Annotated in this window: 13 protein-coding genes; 7 read left to right on the top strand and 6 right to left on the bottom strand. The window is 62.2% G+C overall.

Annotated features, from left to right (window positions below):
- Positions 1 to 2: 2 nt before the first annotated feature.
- Both PQT43_RS03030 and pcaR read right to left on the bottom strand, forming a co-directional pair.
- A complete protein-coding gene (locus PQT43_RS03030) occupies positions 3 to 1,349 on the bottom strand; it encodes an MFS transporter (protein WP_253083857.1) in 1,347 nt (448 codons plus the stop codon).
- Positions 1,350 to 1,638: 289 nt separating this feature from the next.
- Complete coding sequence (pcaR, locus tag PQT43_RS03025; RefSeq protein WP_016962563.1) at positions 1,639 to 2,481, bottom strand: pca regulon transcriptional regulator PcaR; 843 nt, start codon at positions 2,479 to 2,481, stop codon at positions 1,639 to 1,641.
- A gap of 687 nt (positions 2,482 to 3,168) precedes the next feature.
- Between pcaR and PQT43_RS03020 the strand changes: the two genes are divergently transcribed.
- Both PQT43_RS03020 and PQT43_RS03015 read left to right on the top strand, forming a co-directional pair.
- Entirely contained in the window at positions 3,169 to 3,369 is a 201-nt protein-coding gene (locus PQT43_RS03020) for a hypothetical protein (protein ID WP_102861491.1), read from the top strand.
- 376 nt (positions 3,370 to 3,745) lie between these two features.
- On the top strand, positions 3,746 to 5,221 hold the full coding sequence (locus PQT43_RS03015) for an inorganic phosphate transporter (protein WP_272753481.1): 1,476 nt from the start codon (positions 3,746 to 3,748) through the stop codon (positions 5,219 to 5,221).
- 127 nt (positions 5,222 to 5,348) lie between these two features.
- Here the strand turns inward: PQT43_RS03015 and ccoM are convergent, their stop codons facing one another.
- On the bottom strand, positions 5,349 to 5,465 hold the full coding sequence (gene ccoM / locus PQT43_RS31200; RefSeq protein ID WP_015634423.1) for a cytochrome c oxidase subunit CcoM: 117 nt from the start codon (positions 5,463 to 5,465) through the stop codon (positions 5,349 to 5,351).
- A gap of 144 nt (positions 5,466 to 5,609) precedes the next feature.
- Positions 5,610 to 5,771, bottom strand: a complete 162-nt coding sequence (locus PQT43_RS03010; RefSeq protein ID WP_162884110.1) for a hypothetical protein — start codon at positions 5,769 to 5,771, stop codon at positions 5,610 to 5,612.
- Positions 5,772 to 5,976: 205 nt separating this feature from the next.
- Here PQT43_RS03010 and PQT43_RS03005 point away from each other — a divergent pair, with 205 nt between their 5' ends.
- From PQT43_RS03005 to PQT43_RS02995, 3 genes are all read left to right on the top strand, one after another.
- Positions 5,977 to 6,843 carry a LysR substrate-binding domain-containing protein gene (locus PQT43_RS03005; protein WP_262924944.1) on the top strand — a complete coding sequence of 289 codons (867 nt, stop codon included), beginning with the start codon at positions 5,977 to 5,979 and terminating at the stop codon, positions 6,841 to 6,843.
- Between the two features lie 88 nt (positions 6,844 to 6,931).
- Positions 6,932 to 7,402 (top strand): RidA family protein, encoded by a 471-nt coding sequence (locus tag PQT43_RS03000; RefSeq protein WP_102878640.1) that lies wholly within the window; start codon positions 6,932 to 6,934, stop codon positions 7,400 to 7,402.
- On the top strand, positions 7,399 to 8,607 hold the full coding sequence (locus PQT43_RS02995; protein ID WP_267269493.1) for an aminotransferase class V-fold PLP-dependent enzyme: 1,209 nt from the start codon (positions 7,399 to 7,401) through the stop codon (positions 8,605 to 8,607). The genes PQT43_RS03000 and PQT43_RS02995 overlap by 4 nt, the downstream gene beginning before the upstream one ends.
- Here the strand turns inward: PQT43_RS02995 and PQT43_RS02990 are convergent.
- Positions 8,604 to 8,945, bottom strand: coding sequence for an aspartate-semialdehyde dehydrogenase (locus PQT43_RS02990; RefSeq protein WP_102861487.1), 342 nt, complete (start codon positions 8,943 to 8,945; stop codon positions 8,604 to 8,606). The two genes, PQT43_RS02995 and PQT43_RS02990, sit on opposite strands and share 4 nt — an antisense overlap.
- Before the next feature lie 218 nt (positions 8,946 to 9,163).
- Between PQT43_RS02990 and rapA the strand changes: the two genes are divergently transcribed.
- A complete protein-coding gene (rapA, locus tag PQT43_RS02985; protein ID WP_102878638.1) occupies positions 9,164 to 12,013 on the top strand; it encodes an RNA polymerase-associated protein RapA in 2,850 nt (949 codons plus the stop codon).
- A 64-nt stretch (positions 12,014 to 12,077) separates the two neighbouring features.
- Here the strand turns inward: rapA and PQT43_RS02980 are convergent, their stop codons facing one another.
- Positions 12,078 to 13,424, bottom strand: a complete 1,347-nt coding sequence (locus PQT43_RS02980; protein WP_110595004.1) for a spinster family MFS transporter — start codon at positions 13,422 to 13,424, stop codon at positions 12,078 to 12,080.
- A 329-nt stretch (positions 13,425 to 13,753) separates the two neighbouring features.
- Here PQT43_RS02980 and PQT43_RS02975 point away from each other — a divergent pair, with 329 nt between their 5' ends.
- The gene (locus PQT43_RS02975; protein ID WP_102861484.1) at positions 13,754 to 14,122 is read left to right on the top strand and encodes a YkgJ family cysteine cluster protein; all 369 of its coding nucleotides are present in this window, start codon (positions 13,754 to 13,756) and stop codon (positions 14,120 to 14,122) included.
- The last annotated feature ends 132 nt before the right edge of the window (positions 14,123 to 14,254 follow it).

Raw genomic sequence — 14,254 nt, 5'->3', positions numbered from 1 at the left:
TGTCAGGTGGCGTCGGCATGGCTGACCATGCCCTTGATCACCACCGCCGTGGTGGCCAGCGCCGCCGGGATCACCAGCGCGGTCAGCACCTGCTCGAAGTTCCAGCCCAGGCCCAACAGGGTGGCGCCCATCCAGGCACCGAGAATGGCGCCGAATCGACCGATGCCGAGCATCCAGGACACCCCGGTGGCCCGTCCCTGGGTCGGATAGAAACGCGCCGCCAGGGAAGGCATCGCCGATTGCGCACCGTTGACGCACATGCCGGCGATCAGCACCAGGGTGGCGAGCACGGTGATATTGCCCAGGCTTTGTCCCACGGCGTAGGCGAAGACCCCGGCCAGCAGGTAGAAGCAGCCAATCACCTTGTGCGGATTGAAACGGTCCATGGCCCAGCCCACGGCGACTGCACTGAGCACCCCGCCAAACTGGAACAAGGCGCCGATAAAGGCTGCCTGCTCCATGCTCGCGCCACTGTCGCGCATCAGGGTCGGCAGCCAGCTGGTCAGCAGGTAGACAATCACCAGGCCCATGAAATAGGTGAGCCACAGCAACAGCGTGCCGACGCTGTAAGTGCCGGAGAAGATCACGGCAAAGACGTTGCGCGCCTTCACCGTCTTCTGTTCCGGCACGCTGAAACTGCCGGCCTCGCTGACGATGGCTGGAGCGATGGGGGCCAAGGTCTTGCGCACCTTGTCGGTGCCACGATTGCGCACCACCAAGTAACGCGCCGACTCCGGCAGCCAGGCCACCAGCACCAGGGTCAGGATCAGCGGCAGGACGCCGCCGATCAGCAGCAGGCTGTGCCAGCCGAAGGCCGGGATCAGCTTGGCGGAAATGAAACCACCGCCCGCCATGCCCAGGTTGAACCCACAAAACATGCTGGTCACCAACAGCGACTTATGGCGCTCGGGGGTGTACTCCGAAAGCAGCGTGGTGGCATTGGGCATCCCCGCCCCCAATCCCAGGCCGGTGAGAAAGCGCAGCACCAGCAACTGGTCGACGTTGGTGCTGTAGGCCGAAGCCAGGCTGAAGGCGCCAAACAGCAGCACCGCCCCTACCAGCACCACCTTGCGACCAAAACGGTCAGCCAGGGGCCCGGAACCCAGGGCACCGAAGACCATGCCGATCAGCGCCGCACTCATCACCGGGCCCAGGCTGGCACGGTCGATGCCCCAGTCCTGGGACAGCGCCGGGGCGATGAAGCCCATGGCCGCGGTGTCCAGCCCATCGAGAAAGACAATCAGGAAACACAGGATCACGACTCGCCACTGGTAACGCGACAGCGGCTGGGAATTGATGAAGGACTGCACATCGAGGCAGTTCCCTACAGCAGATTGGGGTTGATTCATTGTTTTTATTTCCACACTAAAACGCAGGCGCGCACAGGCCGCCAAGGGCTGATCAGGTCACGTAGAAAAGGTGGCGAAAATCAGGCGATTCGAGCGGGACGGCAGGAACGGTCACGGCAACGACGCAGGGAGAGCATGCTCATGAGTTGGCCTCTTCATTATTATTGGACGGGTCATCGGCAGCAGGCTGGCAATGCCGGCTGGCCGCCGATGACGCTGGCGCGACATTAATGAGCCAGGGGAAAGAGCGTCAATTCGTCAAAGGCGGATCTGTGCGTTTATCGAACGCTTAAGCAAACAGCTGGGCGCTGAGATCGCGGCTGGCGCTCAGCAGGCCGGGGAGAAAACGCTGTTCCAATTCGGCGCGGCTGACCCGACCCGCGTGGGTGCTGACGTTCAATGCTGCCAGCACCTGGCCCGAGGCGTCGTACACCGGCACCGCTATGGAGCGCAGTCCCTGCTCCAGCTCCTGGTCGACGATGCACCAGCCTTGCTGACGCACTTGTTGCAAGCACTCCAGCAAGGCTTCGGGGGTATGCAGGGTACGGCTGGTCTTGGCCTGCAGGTCGGCGTGCTCCAGATACTCATGCAGCGAGGAGTCATCCAGCGCGGCCAACAGAATCCGCCCCATGGACGTGCAATAGGCCGGTAGCCGGCCGCCCACCGAAAGATCGACGGAAATCAACCGCTGGGTAGTGGCCGAACGGGCGATATAGAGGATGTCGTCGCCTTCCAGGGTGGCCATGTTGCAGGCTTCATGGAGTTGCTCGCTCATGCGGTCCAGATAAGGCTGCGCGGAAACCGCCAGGGGCGTCGACGACAGGTAAGCGTGCCCCAGGGTCAGCACCTTGGGCAGCAGCGAATAGGTACGCCCGTCGGTGGTGGCGTACCCCAGCTTGATCAGGGTATGCAGGCAGCGGCGCACTGCCGCTCGGGGAATCTCCGTGCGGTGGCTGATCTGGGCGATGGTCAGGTGACGCTTGCGTTCCTGAAACGCCTGCACCACCGCCAGGCCACGGGCCAGAGACGTCATGAAATCCGGGTCACCGGTCAACGCCTGAATCCTCTTCGCTGCCGAAGCCACGATGGGCGGCGCCACTGAGGTGAAGGAATTACGCATCTGATCGTTCATTTCAGGGTCTCTGCGATGAAATTCTTCCGTATTACAAGCCGTATTGGAGAGGCAGCACAAGTCAGCCCCTGCAAGATTGGGCGATTATCGAACCGTCGACCGATAATCGCAATCTGCGGTGCTTGCCGCTGCCAACCACTCGCCCCACTCTTTTATTGCAAAAACTCATGGTAATAATCACCAGCAGGCGGTGGACTCAGTGACCATCTTCAGACCTGCCACTTGTATCAAGAGCGGATTAGCCCCATATAGATTTCTACCAACGGAGTACGAAGACGGGAAGCGCCGTGTAGGAATTCATTAGAACTTCCGTGTCACAAAACGCTCACAATAAAGTTGACAGTTTTAAACTTGCCGAGCGTAGAGTTATTCTTTGCCGAGGCTATACTGCCGAAGTGAGTAACGCGCAATCAGTCCCGCTCGTACCTCGCTCAGGTGACCTAAGGCTGCAATCGGTCACCTGTCGCAAGCGCTTGACCCCTAACCAGATTCGGCCAATCCGCTTGCAACAAACAACACTGTTGCTACGACAGTCGTTTTCATCCGGTGACGTGGCCGCATGCAACAAAAGGCTGACTGGAAAGAGCAGGCCCCAAGGCCTCGGCAGGCAATCAGTCTGCTTTCTTGATAGTCGCCCACAAGCAATGCGTTGCACCGGAATGGACCCTTACTCAATTAGGTAACACTGTGACGAAAGACGAACTGCGCGCGGAACTTGAGCGCCAGGAACAACGTTACAAGGAAGTTTACGGCGGCGAGATCACCCGTTATGCCGCCCAACCGGAACCTGAACGCAAACCTTGGCGCAAACGCGCAAGTATTCGCGACCAGGCGTTCACCCAAGAACTGCAAAAGATGGAAAAAGAGCTCAAGGCCGAACAGCCATAATGCCGGCGGCCTGAGCTTCTCAGGGCTTGCTCTCTTGTCCGCTCGATCACCCCAGCGGCCAGGCAGACCATTGATGCTCGCTACCCCGGGCCCCTCACCGCCTCGCCCCACCCACAGCGAGAAACGGTACCCGGCAGGCCCTTTCGTTGAAATTTCATACAAGCGTTTGAACCTTCTCACTCCCGGGCTCAAACCCTCGTCATCGTGCTTTGGCCCAATAAACTCAATGACTTGCCACATTTGGCGAGAATTGGCGAAAACTCTGCTCCCGGTCAGTTTTTTCGTTGAAGAATGTTACCGGTTAGCACCTTGTGCATTGATTAGCAGGGTTTTCTGGCATAATCGCGCCCCCTTATGACCGGGTCAGAAAACCTTCATGATCGATTTATTCAGCGGACTGGATGCTTGGGTGCTTGTGAGCCTCTTGCTCGCCCTGGCTTTTGTCCTCGCCTACGAGTTCATCAACGGCTTTCATGACACCGCAAACGCGGTTGCCACTGTCATCTACACCAAAGCCATGCCGCCACACCTGGCCGTGTTCTTTTCCGGTGTCTTCAATTTCCTCGGTGTGCTGCTGGGCGGCGTCGGCGTGGCCTATGCCATCGTTCACCTGCTGCCGGTCGAGCTGCTGATCAATGTCAACACCGGTCACGGTCTGGCCATGGTCTTCTCGCTGCTGGCCGCGGCCATCGCCTGGAACCTGGGCACCTGGTACTTCGGCATCCCGGCTTCCAGTTCCCACACCCTGATCGGCTCGATCCTCGGTGTCGGCCTGGCCAACGCCCTGATCAACGACATTCCCCTGGGGGACGGCGTGAACTGGCAGAAAGCGATCGATATCGGGGCCTCCCTGGTGTTCTCGCCGATGGCCGGCTTCCTTATAGCTGCGCTGGTGCTGATTGGTCTGAAATGGTGGCGTCCGATCTCGAAGATGCACAAGACCCCGGAACAGCGCCGCAAGGTCGATGACAAGAAGCACCCACCGTTCTGGAACCGCCTGGTACTGGTGATCTCGGCCATGGCCGTGAGCTTCGTCCACGGCTCCAACGACGGTCAGAAGGGCATTGGCCTGATCATGCTGGTGCTGATCGGCATCGTGCCCGCGCAGTTCGTGCTGGACCTCAACAGCACCACCTACCAGATCGAGCGTACCCGCGACGCGACCCTGCACCTGAGTCAGTTCTACGAGCGCAACCACGACTCCCTGGGCGAGTTCCTGGCCCTGGGCAAGAGCGTGAAAGACGACCTGCCGGGCAAGTTCCGCTGCAACCCGCAACAGACCGAGCCCACCATCAGCGCCCTGCTGAACAGCCTCAAGGGTGTCGCCGACTACCACTCGCTGTCGCCGGAAAGCCGCATCGAAGTGCGTCGCTACCTGCTGTGCCTGGATGACACAGCGAAAAAAGTGGGCAAACTGCCGAACCTGTCGGCCCGTGAAAAGGCTGACCTGGACAAGCTGCGCAAGGACCTGACCGCCACCACCGAGTACGCACCGTTCTGGGTGATCCTGGCCGTCGCCCTGGCACTGGGCCTGGGCACCATGATCGGCTGGAAGCGTGTGGTGCTGACCATTGGCGAGAAGATCGGCAAGCAAGGCATGACCTACGCCCAGGGCATGTCGGCACAGATCACCGCCGCGGGCCTGATCGGCCTGGCGAACATCTTCAGCCTGCCGGTCTCCACCACCCACGTACTCTCCTCCGGCGTGGCCGGGACCATGGTCGCCAACAAGAGCGGCCTGCAAGGCGGTACGGTGAGAACCATCCTCCTGGCCTGGGTCCTCACCCTGCCGGCGACCGTGGCCCTGTCTGCCGGTCTGTTCTGGGCGGCCTCCAAAGTCCTGGGTACCTGATACCCCAGCGCCAACAAAAAAGGTGCGCCCCTCGGGACGCACCTTTTTTTATGCCTTTTCCACAGGCAAAAAAAAGGGCAACCGAAGTTGCCCAAAATGCCTTGCGTGCTCGTTGCTCTGGAGAGACTTAAGGTTTTTTACGCTTATTCGCGTCTTTCCAGATGAAGAAACCAAACCCTGCGAAAAACAGAACCATGAGGCCGACAGTCAGCACTCCGGCGATCACCACATTGTCGAAAAACATGACTGGCCTCCTGCTCTTGCCCTGTTGCGATGGGGCTAAGTTAACCAAAGAGGCCGCGGGGAAAATTGACCGGGGTCAATGTCGCCCAAGACTGGGCGCGAGGAAGGGGAAATAACTGACCTGTATCAACAGAAAGCGCCCAGTTCAGCGCTTTTTCGGTTTGTTTTTCGGCTTTTTCTTGGCCTTGCCCAAAGGCATGGCCTGCTCGAATGCCTGGCGTACTTCATTCAGGCGTTTCTCGTTCAGGTCATGCACACGCTTGGCGCGTTCAGCATTCAGGTCGATCAGCTTGTCGTCTTGATTCATGGCTTGGCTGGCATCACTGGGAGGTCAATATCAACCGCACTGCTACAGGATGCAGAGCGGCCCTGGCGGATAGGCCAATAATGCGGCGTGCCGCCGCACCTGACCAGTGATCAGACCGGCACAAAGGCAATAAAGTCGCTGCCGTGAAGAGTTTTTATCAGCACAATGGCCCTTTGCAAACCGCCCCACGGAGCCTGATGTGGAAATGCCCAAGCACCTGCCGCCACTGCTGGCCCTGCGCGCATTCGAGGCCGTGGCCCGCCACCTGAGCTTTATCAAGGCGGCTCGGGAACTGTGCGTGAGCCAGAGCGCGGTCAGCCATCAAGTGCAGAAACTCGAACAGCACCTGGGCCAACGCTTGTTTGTTCGCCGTACCCGCGCCATCGACCTGACCGCCACCGGCGACACCTATTACCGACAGATTCGTCCGGCCCTGGAGCAGATCGCCCAAGCCACCCAGGCGCTGCTTGCGCCCGCTGGGCAACAGGTGTTGCGCATCGGTCTGCTGGCGTCCTTCGCCACCTTGTGGCTGGCGCCTCGCCTGGCAGACTTCAACCGCCGCCATCCAAAGATCCAGTTGGAATTGCTACCGGCCATCGACCTGGCGGATGTCGCCGGCGCCGAGGTCGACCTGGCTATTCGCTACGGCAAGGGCAACTGGCCAAAGGTCCGGGCCACGCGTTTTCTCGCCGAGCAGCTATCGCCAGTCTGCAGCCCTGCCTTCAAAGCCACCTCCCTGGCCAATGGCCCCTTGCTGATGGCTCGCTCCCATCAACCCTTCGAGTGGGATGACTGGAGCAGGCAACAGGCTATGGACCTTGCCTCCCACCCCAGGGTGATGCTGCACGACTACAACATCGTGGTGGAAGCGGCCGTGGCCGGACAGGGCATCGCCATGGGGCGTCGCCAGTTGATCCAACGCCATCTGGCCCAGGGCAGCCTGGTGGATGCCTTCGACCTGCCCCCTTTGTGCAGTCAGATCGGCTACTGGCTGGTGACCGCTGAAGGAGCGTCGAACCCGGCTCTGGAGTGTTTTGCACAGTGGCTACTGGAGCAAGGCCTCGACCCATGAGAAATTCAGATACGTCGAATTAGATCTATCCGTTTGTCGCTCCTGGACTGAACGCGGATGCTGCAGGCCTTGCATCCGAGGACTTCCCATGAGCGACTCCCTGAAACACCGCGTGCAGCAACTGGGGCTTGAACTACCCGCCCCCAGCCAGCCAATCGCCAACTACGTCAACCATGTACGCAGCCAGAACCTGCTGCTGATCTCCGGACAGATTCCCTTGTTGCAAGGTCAACCGACCCTGCAGGGCCGTCTCGGCGAAAGCCTGACGGTGGAGCAAGGCACCCAGGCCGCCGAGCTCGCGGCCCTGGCCTTGCTGGCCCAGTTGAGCGCGGCGCTGGACGACGACCTGTCGCGGCTGCAGCGCATCAGCCAGCTCGGTGTATTCATTGCCGCCAGTGCCGATTTCCAGAGCCATGGCATCGTGGCCAATGGCGCTTCCAACCTGCTGGTCAACGCCCTGGGCGAGAAAGGCCGGCATGCACGCACCGCGGTGGGCGTGGCCAGCCTGCCCGCCGGGGTCGCCGTAGAGGTCGACGCGATTTTCGAACTCAAGCCATGAGTCCCCTGGACCCAGCGCGCCTCGCCCGTCTGCGCGAGGCCACACCCGGCTGCGCCCGGGTCTGTCACTTCAACCACGCGGGTGCTTCATTGCCCAGCCAGGGCACCCTGGACGCCATGCTCGGGCAACTGCAACGGGAAGCCCGTGAAGGGCCGATGGAGGCCGCCATCACCGGCGCACAGCTGCAGGAACAGGCCCGTGAGGCCGCCGCCCGGCTGCTCAATACCAGTCCCGCTGCAATCGCCTTTGCCAGCAGCGGCTCGGCGGCCTGGAGCATGGCCTTCAGCGCCCTGCCCCCGTGGCAAGCGGGAGACCGGATTCTGGTGGGGCGCCATGAATGGGGTGGCAACCTGGCCTGCCTAGCCCAGGCGGTAAGTGCCGGCGTCCAACTGGAAATCATCCCCTGCGACCGCCATGGCGCGGTTTCGGTGGAAGCGCTGGAATCCATGCTCGACTCGCGCGTGCGCCTGATCGCCCTGACCTGGCTGCCGGCCAACGGCGGCTTGATCAATCCGGCCGCCGCCGTCGGCCAACTGGCGCGAAATAGGCGCATTCCCTATTTCATCGACGCCGGCCAGGCCCTGGGGCAACTGCCCTGTGATGTAGAGGCGCTGGGGTGCGACGTGCTCAAAGGCGCGGGACGCAAATACCTGCGCGGGCCACGGGGCACGGCCCTACTCTATGTCAGGCCGGGTTTTCTGGAACAGTTGCAGCCACTGCCGCGGGATGTCTTGTCTGCTCCCTGGAACGGCCAGGGCTTCAGTTTGCGAGACGATGCACGGCGCTTCGAAACCAGCGAAGTTTCGCTGGTGCTGCTGGCGGGGCTGGCCAATGCCTTGCAGGAACTGAACAGCATCGGTATCGAGGCCATTCACCAGCGGATCAAGACCCTGGCCGACACGCTGCGTCAGGACCTCGACCGCCTGCCCGGCCTGCAGCGCCAGGACCTGGGGGTCGCCGGGCAGCAGTCAGGCTTGATTGCCTTCACCCTCAAGGGCTGGGACTGTTTTGCACTGAAGGAAGCGTTGGCTCGAAGGGGCATCAATATCGGTGCCAATGGCGTGGCCTACACCCCGCTGGACATGCAGGCCCGAGGCCTGACCCAGGTTGCCCGGATCGCCTTGAGCTATTTGAATACAGAAGCGGAAATCCAGTGCCTGCTGGAGGCGCTGACGGAACTGGCCGAACGCGGCCCCGCGGGCTAGACCTGCACGTCCACCCACAGGCCCTGGCGCGGGGCATCCTCGATCAGCGGTGCCACCGGCACGGTGTTGTCGGCGTTCAATTCGTCGCCGGGCACTGCCAGGTGCTGCTCCGGATCGTCATCGGCCTCACGCTTGCGCCGCTGCTTTTCCTGTTGGCGCTGCTGCTCCTCGCGCAAGAGCAGGGCCGACTGCTCGGCATCGCGCTTTTGCAAGTCGATGGTGCTTTCGTTGGAGCTTTCCTGCACCGGCACCACTGGCGGGATATCCGGACGCTGCCGGATCGGGTCCTGCTGGGCGGTGATGGGCACGGCACTCAAGGGGAGCATCGGTGGCAGCATGTTATGGGTCTCCTGTCGGCAGGCTGTCGGCTGCGGCACGGGCGACTTGAGCCATCGGTCGCAAAACTGTGACCCGGTCGTCAGCCGATAGTGCCCTCGGGGCCGACGAACGCCGCTGTACGCTACCTTTTATTCCAGGGTTTTTTGTCAGAGTTCTTTGGACTGGAAGCGTCGTTCCGTTAAGATAGTCGGCTTTTTCAAAGCGGGAGTCAGGCAGCATGGCGCAGCAGTATCAACCGGGGCAACGCTGGATTAGTGACAGCGAAGCCGAGCTAGGTTTAGGCACCGTTCTGGCACAGGACGGTCGCTTGCTGACCGTGCTCTATCCGGCCACTGGCGACACCCGCCAGTATGCGCTACGGAATGCGCCCCTCACTCGCGTGAGGTTCTCTCCAGGGGACAGCATCACCCACTTCGAAGGCTGGAAAATGACTGTTCAGGAAGTCGACGACGTCGACGGCCTGCTGGTCTATCACGGCCTCAACGGGCAGAACGAAGCCGTTACCCTGCCGGAAACCCAACTCTCGAACTTCATCCAGTTCCGTCTGGCCAGCGACCGTTTGTTCGCCGGACAGATCGACCCGCTGGCCTGGTTCTCCCTGCGCTACCACACCCTGGAACACACCAGCCGCCAACTGCAGTCCTCGCTCTGGGGCCTGGGCGGCGTGCGCGCCCAACCCATCGCCCACCAGTTGCACATTGCCCGTGAAGTCGCCGACCGTATCGCGCCACGGGTCCTGCTGGCGGACGAAGTGGGCCTGGGCAAGACCATCGAGGCCGGCCTGGTCATCCATCGCCAACTGCTCTCGGGCCGCGCCAGCCGGGTGCTGATCCTGGTTCCGGAAAACCTCCAGCACCAGTGGCTGGTGGAAATGCGCCGGCGCTTCAACCTGCAAGTGGCACTGTTCGACGAAGAGCGCTTTATCGAAAGCGATGCCAGCAACCCGTTCGAAGACACCCAGTTGGCCCTGGTGGCCCTGGAGTGGCTGGTGGACGACGAGAAGGCCCAAGACGCGCTGTTCGCCGCCGGCTGGGACCTGATGGTGGTGGACGAAGCCCACCACTTGGTCTGGCACGAAGATCAGGTCAGCCCGGAATACGCCCTGGTGGAACAGCTGGCCGAGACCATCCCTGGCGTGCTGCTGCTGACCGCGACCCCGGAACAACTGGGCCAGGACAGCCACTTCGCCCGTTTGCGCCTGCTGGACCCGAATCGCTTCCACGACCTCGCGGCCTTCCGCGCCGAGAGCGAGAACTACCGCCCGGTGGCCGAGGCCGTCCAGGAGTTGCTGGACAAGGGCCGCCTGTCTCCCGAGGCGCACCAGACCATCCACGGCTTCCTCGGCAACGAAGGCGAAGCCCTGCTGGCCGCAGTCAACGACGGCGACAGCGAAGCCAGCGCGCGCCTGGTGCGCGAACTGCTGGACCGCCACGGCACCGGCCGCGTGCTGTTCCGCAACACCCGCGCCGCCGTGCAAGGTTTCCCGGAGCGCAAGCTGCACGCCTACCCGCTGCCGTGCCCGGACGAATACCTGGAACTGCCCTTGGGCGAACACGCCGAGCTGTATCCGGAAGTCAGCTTCCAGGCCCAGCCCGACGCCAGCGATGAAGAACAGCGCTGGTGGAAATTCGACCCGCGGGTCGAGTGGCTGATCGACCAGTTGAAGATGCTCAAGCGCACCAAGGTCCTGGTGATCTGCGCCCACGCGGAAACCGCCATGGACCTGGAGGACGCCCTGCGCGTGCGCTCCGGCATTCCGGCCACGGTCTTCCATGAAGGCATGAACATCCTCGAACGCGACCGGGCTGCCGCCTACTTCGCCGATGAAGAGTTCGGCGCCCAGGTGCTGATCTGCTCGGAAATCGGCAGTGAAGGCCGCAACTTCCAGTTCGCCCACCACCTGGTGCTGTTCGATCTGCCGTCGCACCCGGACCTGCTGGAGCAGCGGATCGGCCGTCTCGACCGGATCGGCCAGAAACACGTGATCGAACTGCATGTGCCGTACCTGGAAACCAGCCCGCAAGAGCGCCTGTTCCAGTGGTATCACGAAGCCCTGAACGCCTTCCTCAACACCTGCCCGACCGGCAACGCCTTGCAGCACCAGTTCGGCCCGCGCCTGCTGCCGCTGCTGGAAAACGCCGACGACGGCGAGTGGCAAGCCCTGATCGACGAAGCCCGTGGCGAACGCGAGCGCCTGGAAGCCGAGTTGCATACCGGCCGTGACCGCCTGCTGGAGCTCAACTCCGGCGGCGCCGGTGAAGGCGATGCGCTGGTGGAAGCGATCCTCGAACAGGACGACCAGTTCGCCCTGCCGATCTACATGGAAACCTTGTTCGACGCCTTCGGCATCGACAGCGAGGACCATTCGGAAAACGCCCTGATCCTCAAGCCCAGCGAGAAGATGCTCGATGCCAGCTTCCCCCTGGGCGATGACGAAGGCGTGACCATCACCTACGACCGCAACCAGGCGCTGTCCCGCGAAGACATGCAGTTCATCACCTGGGAGCACCCGATGGTGCAGGGCGGCATGGACCTGGTGCTGTCCGGTTCCATGGGCAACACCGCCGTGGCGCTGATCAAGAACAAGGCGCTCAAACCCGGCACCGTGCTGCTTGAACTGCTGTATGTGAGTGAAGTCGTGGCCCCGCGTTCGCTGCAACTGGGCCGCTACCTGCCGCCGGCCGCCCTGCGCTGCCTGCTGGACGCCAACGGTAACGACCTGTCGGCACGGGTGGCTTTCGAGACCCTCAACGACCAGTTGGAAAGCGTGCCCAAGGCCAGCGCCAACAAGTTCATCCAGGCCCAGCGCGACCAGCTGGCGCCGAAGATCAACGCTGGCGAAGCCAAGGTCGCACCGCGTCACGCCGAGCGCGTGGCCGAGGCCCAACGTCGCCTGGCGGCCGATACCGATGAAGAACTGGCGCGCCTGACCGCGTTGCAGGCGGTCAACCCGACCGTCCGTGACAGCGAGCTGGTCGCCCTGCGCAAGCAACGGGAACAGGGTCTGGCGATGCTGGAAAAAGCCGCCCTGCGCCTGGAAGCGATCCGGGTGCTGGTGGCGGGCTGATTGCCCGACGCCAAGCGCTAAACAAAAGGCCCGCATCGTGCGGGCCTTTTTTTCATCTGCCAGATCAGACCGCCAACGCCGTCGCCGCAGGCTCAGCCAGCGCCAGCCCCTCCTTCATGCGCTGGGCATCGCGGACAAAGCAACGAGCGGCCTGGAACAGAAACAGCAGGGTCAGGAACAGCGCCACCGGAATCAGGTACATGGCGTCGTGCAGGCCGATGGCCTTGAACTCCTCGGTCATCAGCTCGGCACCGGCGGCATACATCGCCGAGTGGGCGAAGTGATCCGACAGCGCACCGACCACCACTGGCCCCAACCCGCCGCCCAGCAGGTACAGACCGGCGAAAAACAAGGCCATGGCCGTGGCCCGCAAACGGGGTTCGACCACGTCCTGCAAAGCGGTATAGACACAGGTGTAGAAGTTGTAGGCAAACAGCCAGCCGACGCTGAACACCGCGACAAATACCCCGATCTCGACGCGCCCGGCATGCAACGCCCAGCCGGTGGCCAAGGTCGAGATGATCAGGCTGCAGGCCGCGAACAGCAGGCGGCCGTTGGCAACCCGCTGATGAATCTTGTCGGCGACCCAGCCCCCCAGGGTCAAACCCACCAACCCGGTAACACCGACAATCAGCCCCGTCGCCATGGCCGCCTCCTGCAAGGGCATGAGGAAGTAACGCTGCAGCATCGGCACCAGGAAGGAGTTGCAGGCGTAAGTGGCGAAGTTGAAGGTCAGCCCGGCCAAGGTCAGCCAGAGAAAGGTCGGAATCGCCAACACCCGGCGAATCGGACGGTCGACAGGCACTTGTGCCACCTTCACCGCTTCCGCCGCGCCGCGCTTGGGCTCCTTGATGAAAAACATGAACACCGCCAGCACCAACCCGGGTACCGCAGCGATGAAGAACGGTGCCCGCCAGCTGTCAAAAGCCTTGACCATGGCCCCGATGGTGAAGAAGGCCAGCACCAGCCCCAGGGGCAACCCAAGCATGAAGATACCCATGGCCCGGGCCCGGCGGTGCGCGGGGAACAGGTCGCCGATCAGCGAGTTGGCCGCCGGTGCGTAGCTCGCCTCGCCAATGCCCACCCCCATGCGCACCAGCAGGAAACTCCAGAAACTGCCGACCATGCCGTTGACCGCCGTCAGCCCGCTCCACACCGCCAGGCCCCAGCCCATCAACTTGCTCCGCGAGCCGGTATCGGCCAGGCGCCCGAGGGGCAGGCCGGCGATGGCGTAGACGATGGTAAAGGCGGTGCCGATGATCCCCAGCTGGAAGTCACTCAAGTGCCATTCCATGCGGATCGGCTCGATGATGATCGCGGGAATGGTGCGATCGAAGAAGTTGAACAGGTTTGCCAAAAACAACAGGAACAGAATGCGCCAGGCATTTGCCGCTTGAGTCGAGTTATCCATGGGGTCGATCTCTTTATTGTTATTCGGCCAGACGCGAGCGAGCCTGGAAGCTGCAATCTAGTCAGGCCCGGCTTGGCTGTCTGTGATCATTCGTCAGCCTGATATCAAACCATCGCATGCAGGCCCCGGCCGCGACCTTCAAAACCCTCACAGCGCGGCGCGGCGAATTCGCCACAGCCCCCAGGACCCGGGGCTTTCCCAGTCTTTTCAAGGGCTTGGCCGGCACTGAAAAAATACCTGGCGCCCCCCCTTCCCAAGGCCGATGGGAAGCCTAGAATAGCCGCCTTGCCTGCCCCCCCTTACCCTTCCCTCTCCCTTTGAATACGCCTATGTCCGAAGCCAGTCCGTGTCTGAATTGCGGTGCCTGCTGTTCATACTTTCGTGTGTCTTTTTTCTGGGGCGAATGCGCCTCATCCGGTGGCACGGTCCCCGACGATCTGGTGCAGAGCATCAGTCCCACTCGGGTAGCCATGCTCGGCACCGACTGCAAATCGCCGCGCTGCATCGCCCTTGAAGGCGAGGTCGGCCAGGGCGTGAGCTGCTCGATTTATGAGCAGCGTTCCAGCCCCTGCCGGGAGTTCGAAGCCTCCTGGGCCGACGGCCAGCACAACAGCGACTGCGACGCCGCCCGGGCCGCCTTTGGCCTGGCGCCCCTGGAGCCGCTGGATCACGAGCCCTGGTTCGAGAAAAGCGCATAGCACCATTGGCGATAGGGCTCATAAGCAAATCATTAGAGCCAGATTGCCACCTCCCATTGCAGCCAACGGGTGCCTTCTATACTGCAAGCACTTGTTGGCGCGCGGGTCCGCCGACACCACATGACTCAGAGA

It is taken from the genome of Pseudomonas sp. BLCC-B112 (assembly GCF_028550695.1).
GTDB classification, from domain to species: domain Bacteria; phylum Pseudomonadota; class Gammaproteobacteria; order Pseudomonadales; family Pseudomonadaceae; genus Aquipseudomonas; species Aquipseudomonas danubii.
The sequence above is the reverse complement of the archived record's forward strand: the minus strand, read 5'-3'. Positions and strand labels throughout refer to the sequence as shown.

Coding starts and splice junctions, on each gene's coding strand:
- PQT43_RS03030 (WP_253083857.1), bottom strand. CDS start 1,349: ATGAATCAACCCCAATCTGCTGTAGGGAACTGCCTCGATGTGCAGTCC.
- pcaR (WP_016962563.1), bottom strand. CDS start 2,481: ATGAACGATCAGATGCGTAATTCCTTCACCTCAGTGGCGCCGCCCATC.
- PQT43_RS03015 (WP_272753481.1), top strand. CDS start 3,746: ATGATCGATTTATTCAGCGGACTGGATGCTTGGGTGCTTGTGAGCCTC.
- ccoM (WP_015634423.1), bottom strand. CDS start 5,465: ATGTTTTTCGACAATGTGGTGATCGCCGGAGTGCTGACTGTCGGCCTC.
- PQT43_RS03010 (WP_162884110.1), bottom strand. CDS start 5,771: ATGAATCAAGACGACAAGCTGATCGACCTGAATGCTGAACGCGCCAAG.
- PQT43_RS03005 (WP_262924944.1), top strand. CDS start 5,977: ATGCCCAAGCACCTGCCGCCACTGCTGGCCCTGCGCGCATTCGAGGCC.
- PQT43_RS03000 (WP_102878640.1), top strand. CDS start 6,932: ATGAGCGACTCCCTGAAACACCGCGTGCAGCAACTGGGGCTTGAACTA.
- PQT43_RS02995 (WP_267269493.1), top strand. CDS start 7,399: ATGAGTCCCCTGGACCCAGCGCGCCTCGCCCGTCTGCGCGAGGCCACA.
- PQT43_RS02990 (WP_102861487.1), bottom strand. CDS start 8,945: ATGCTGCCACCGATGCTCCCCTTGAGTGCCGTGCCCATCACCGCCCAG.
- rapA (WP_102878638.1), top strand. CDS start 9,164: ATGGCGCAGCAGTATCAACCGGGGCAACGCTGGATTAGTGACAGCGAA.
- PQT43_RS02980 (WP_110595004.1), bottom strand. CDS start 13,424: ATGGATAACTCGACTCAAGCGGCAAATGCCTGGCGCATTCTGTTCCTG.
- PQT43_RS02975 (WP_102861484.1), top strand. CDS start 13,754: ATGTCCGAAGCCAGTCCGTGTCTGAATTGCGGTGCCTGCTGTTCATAC.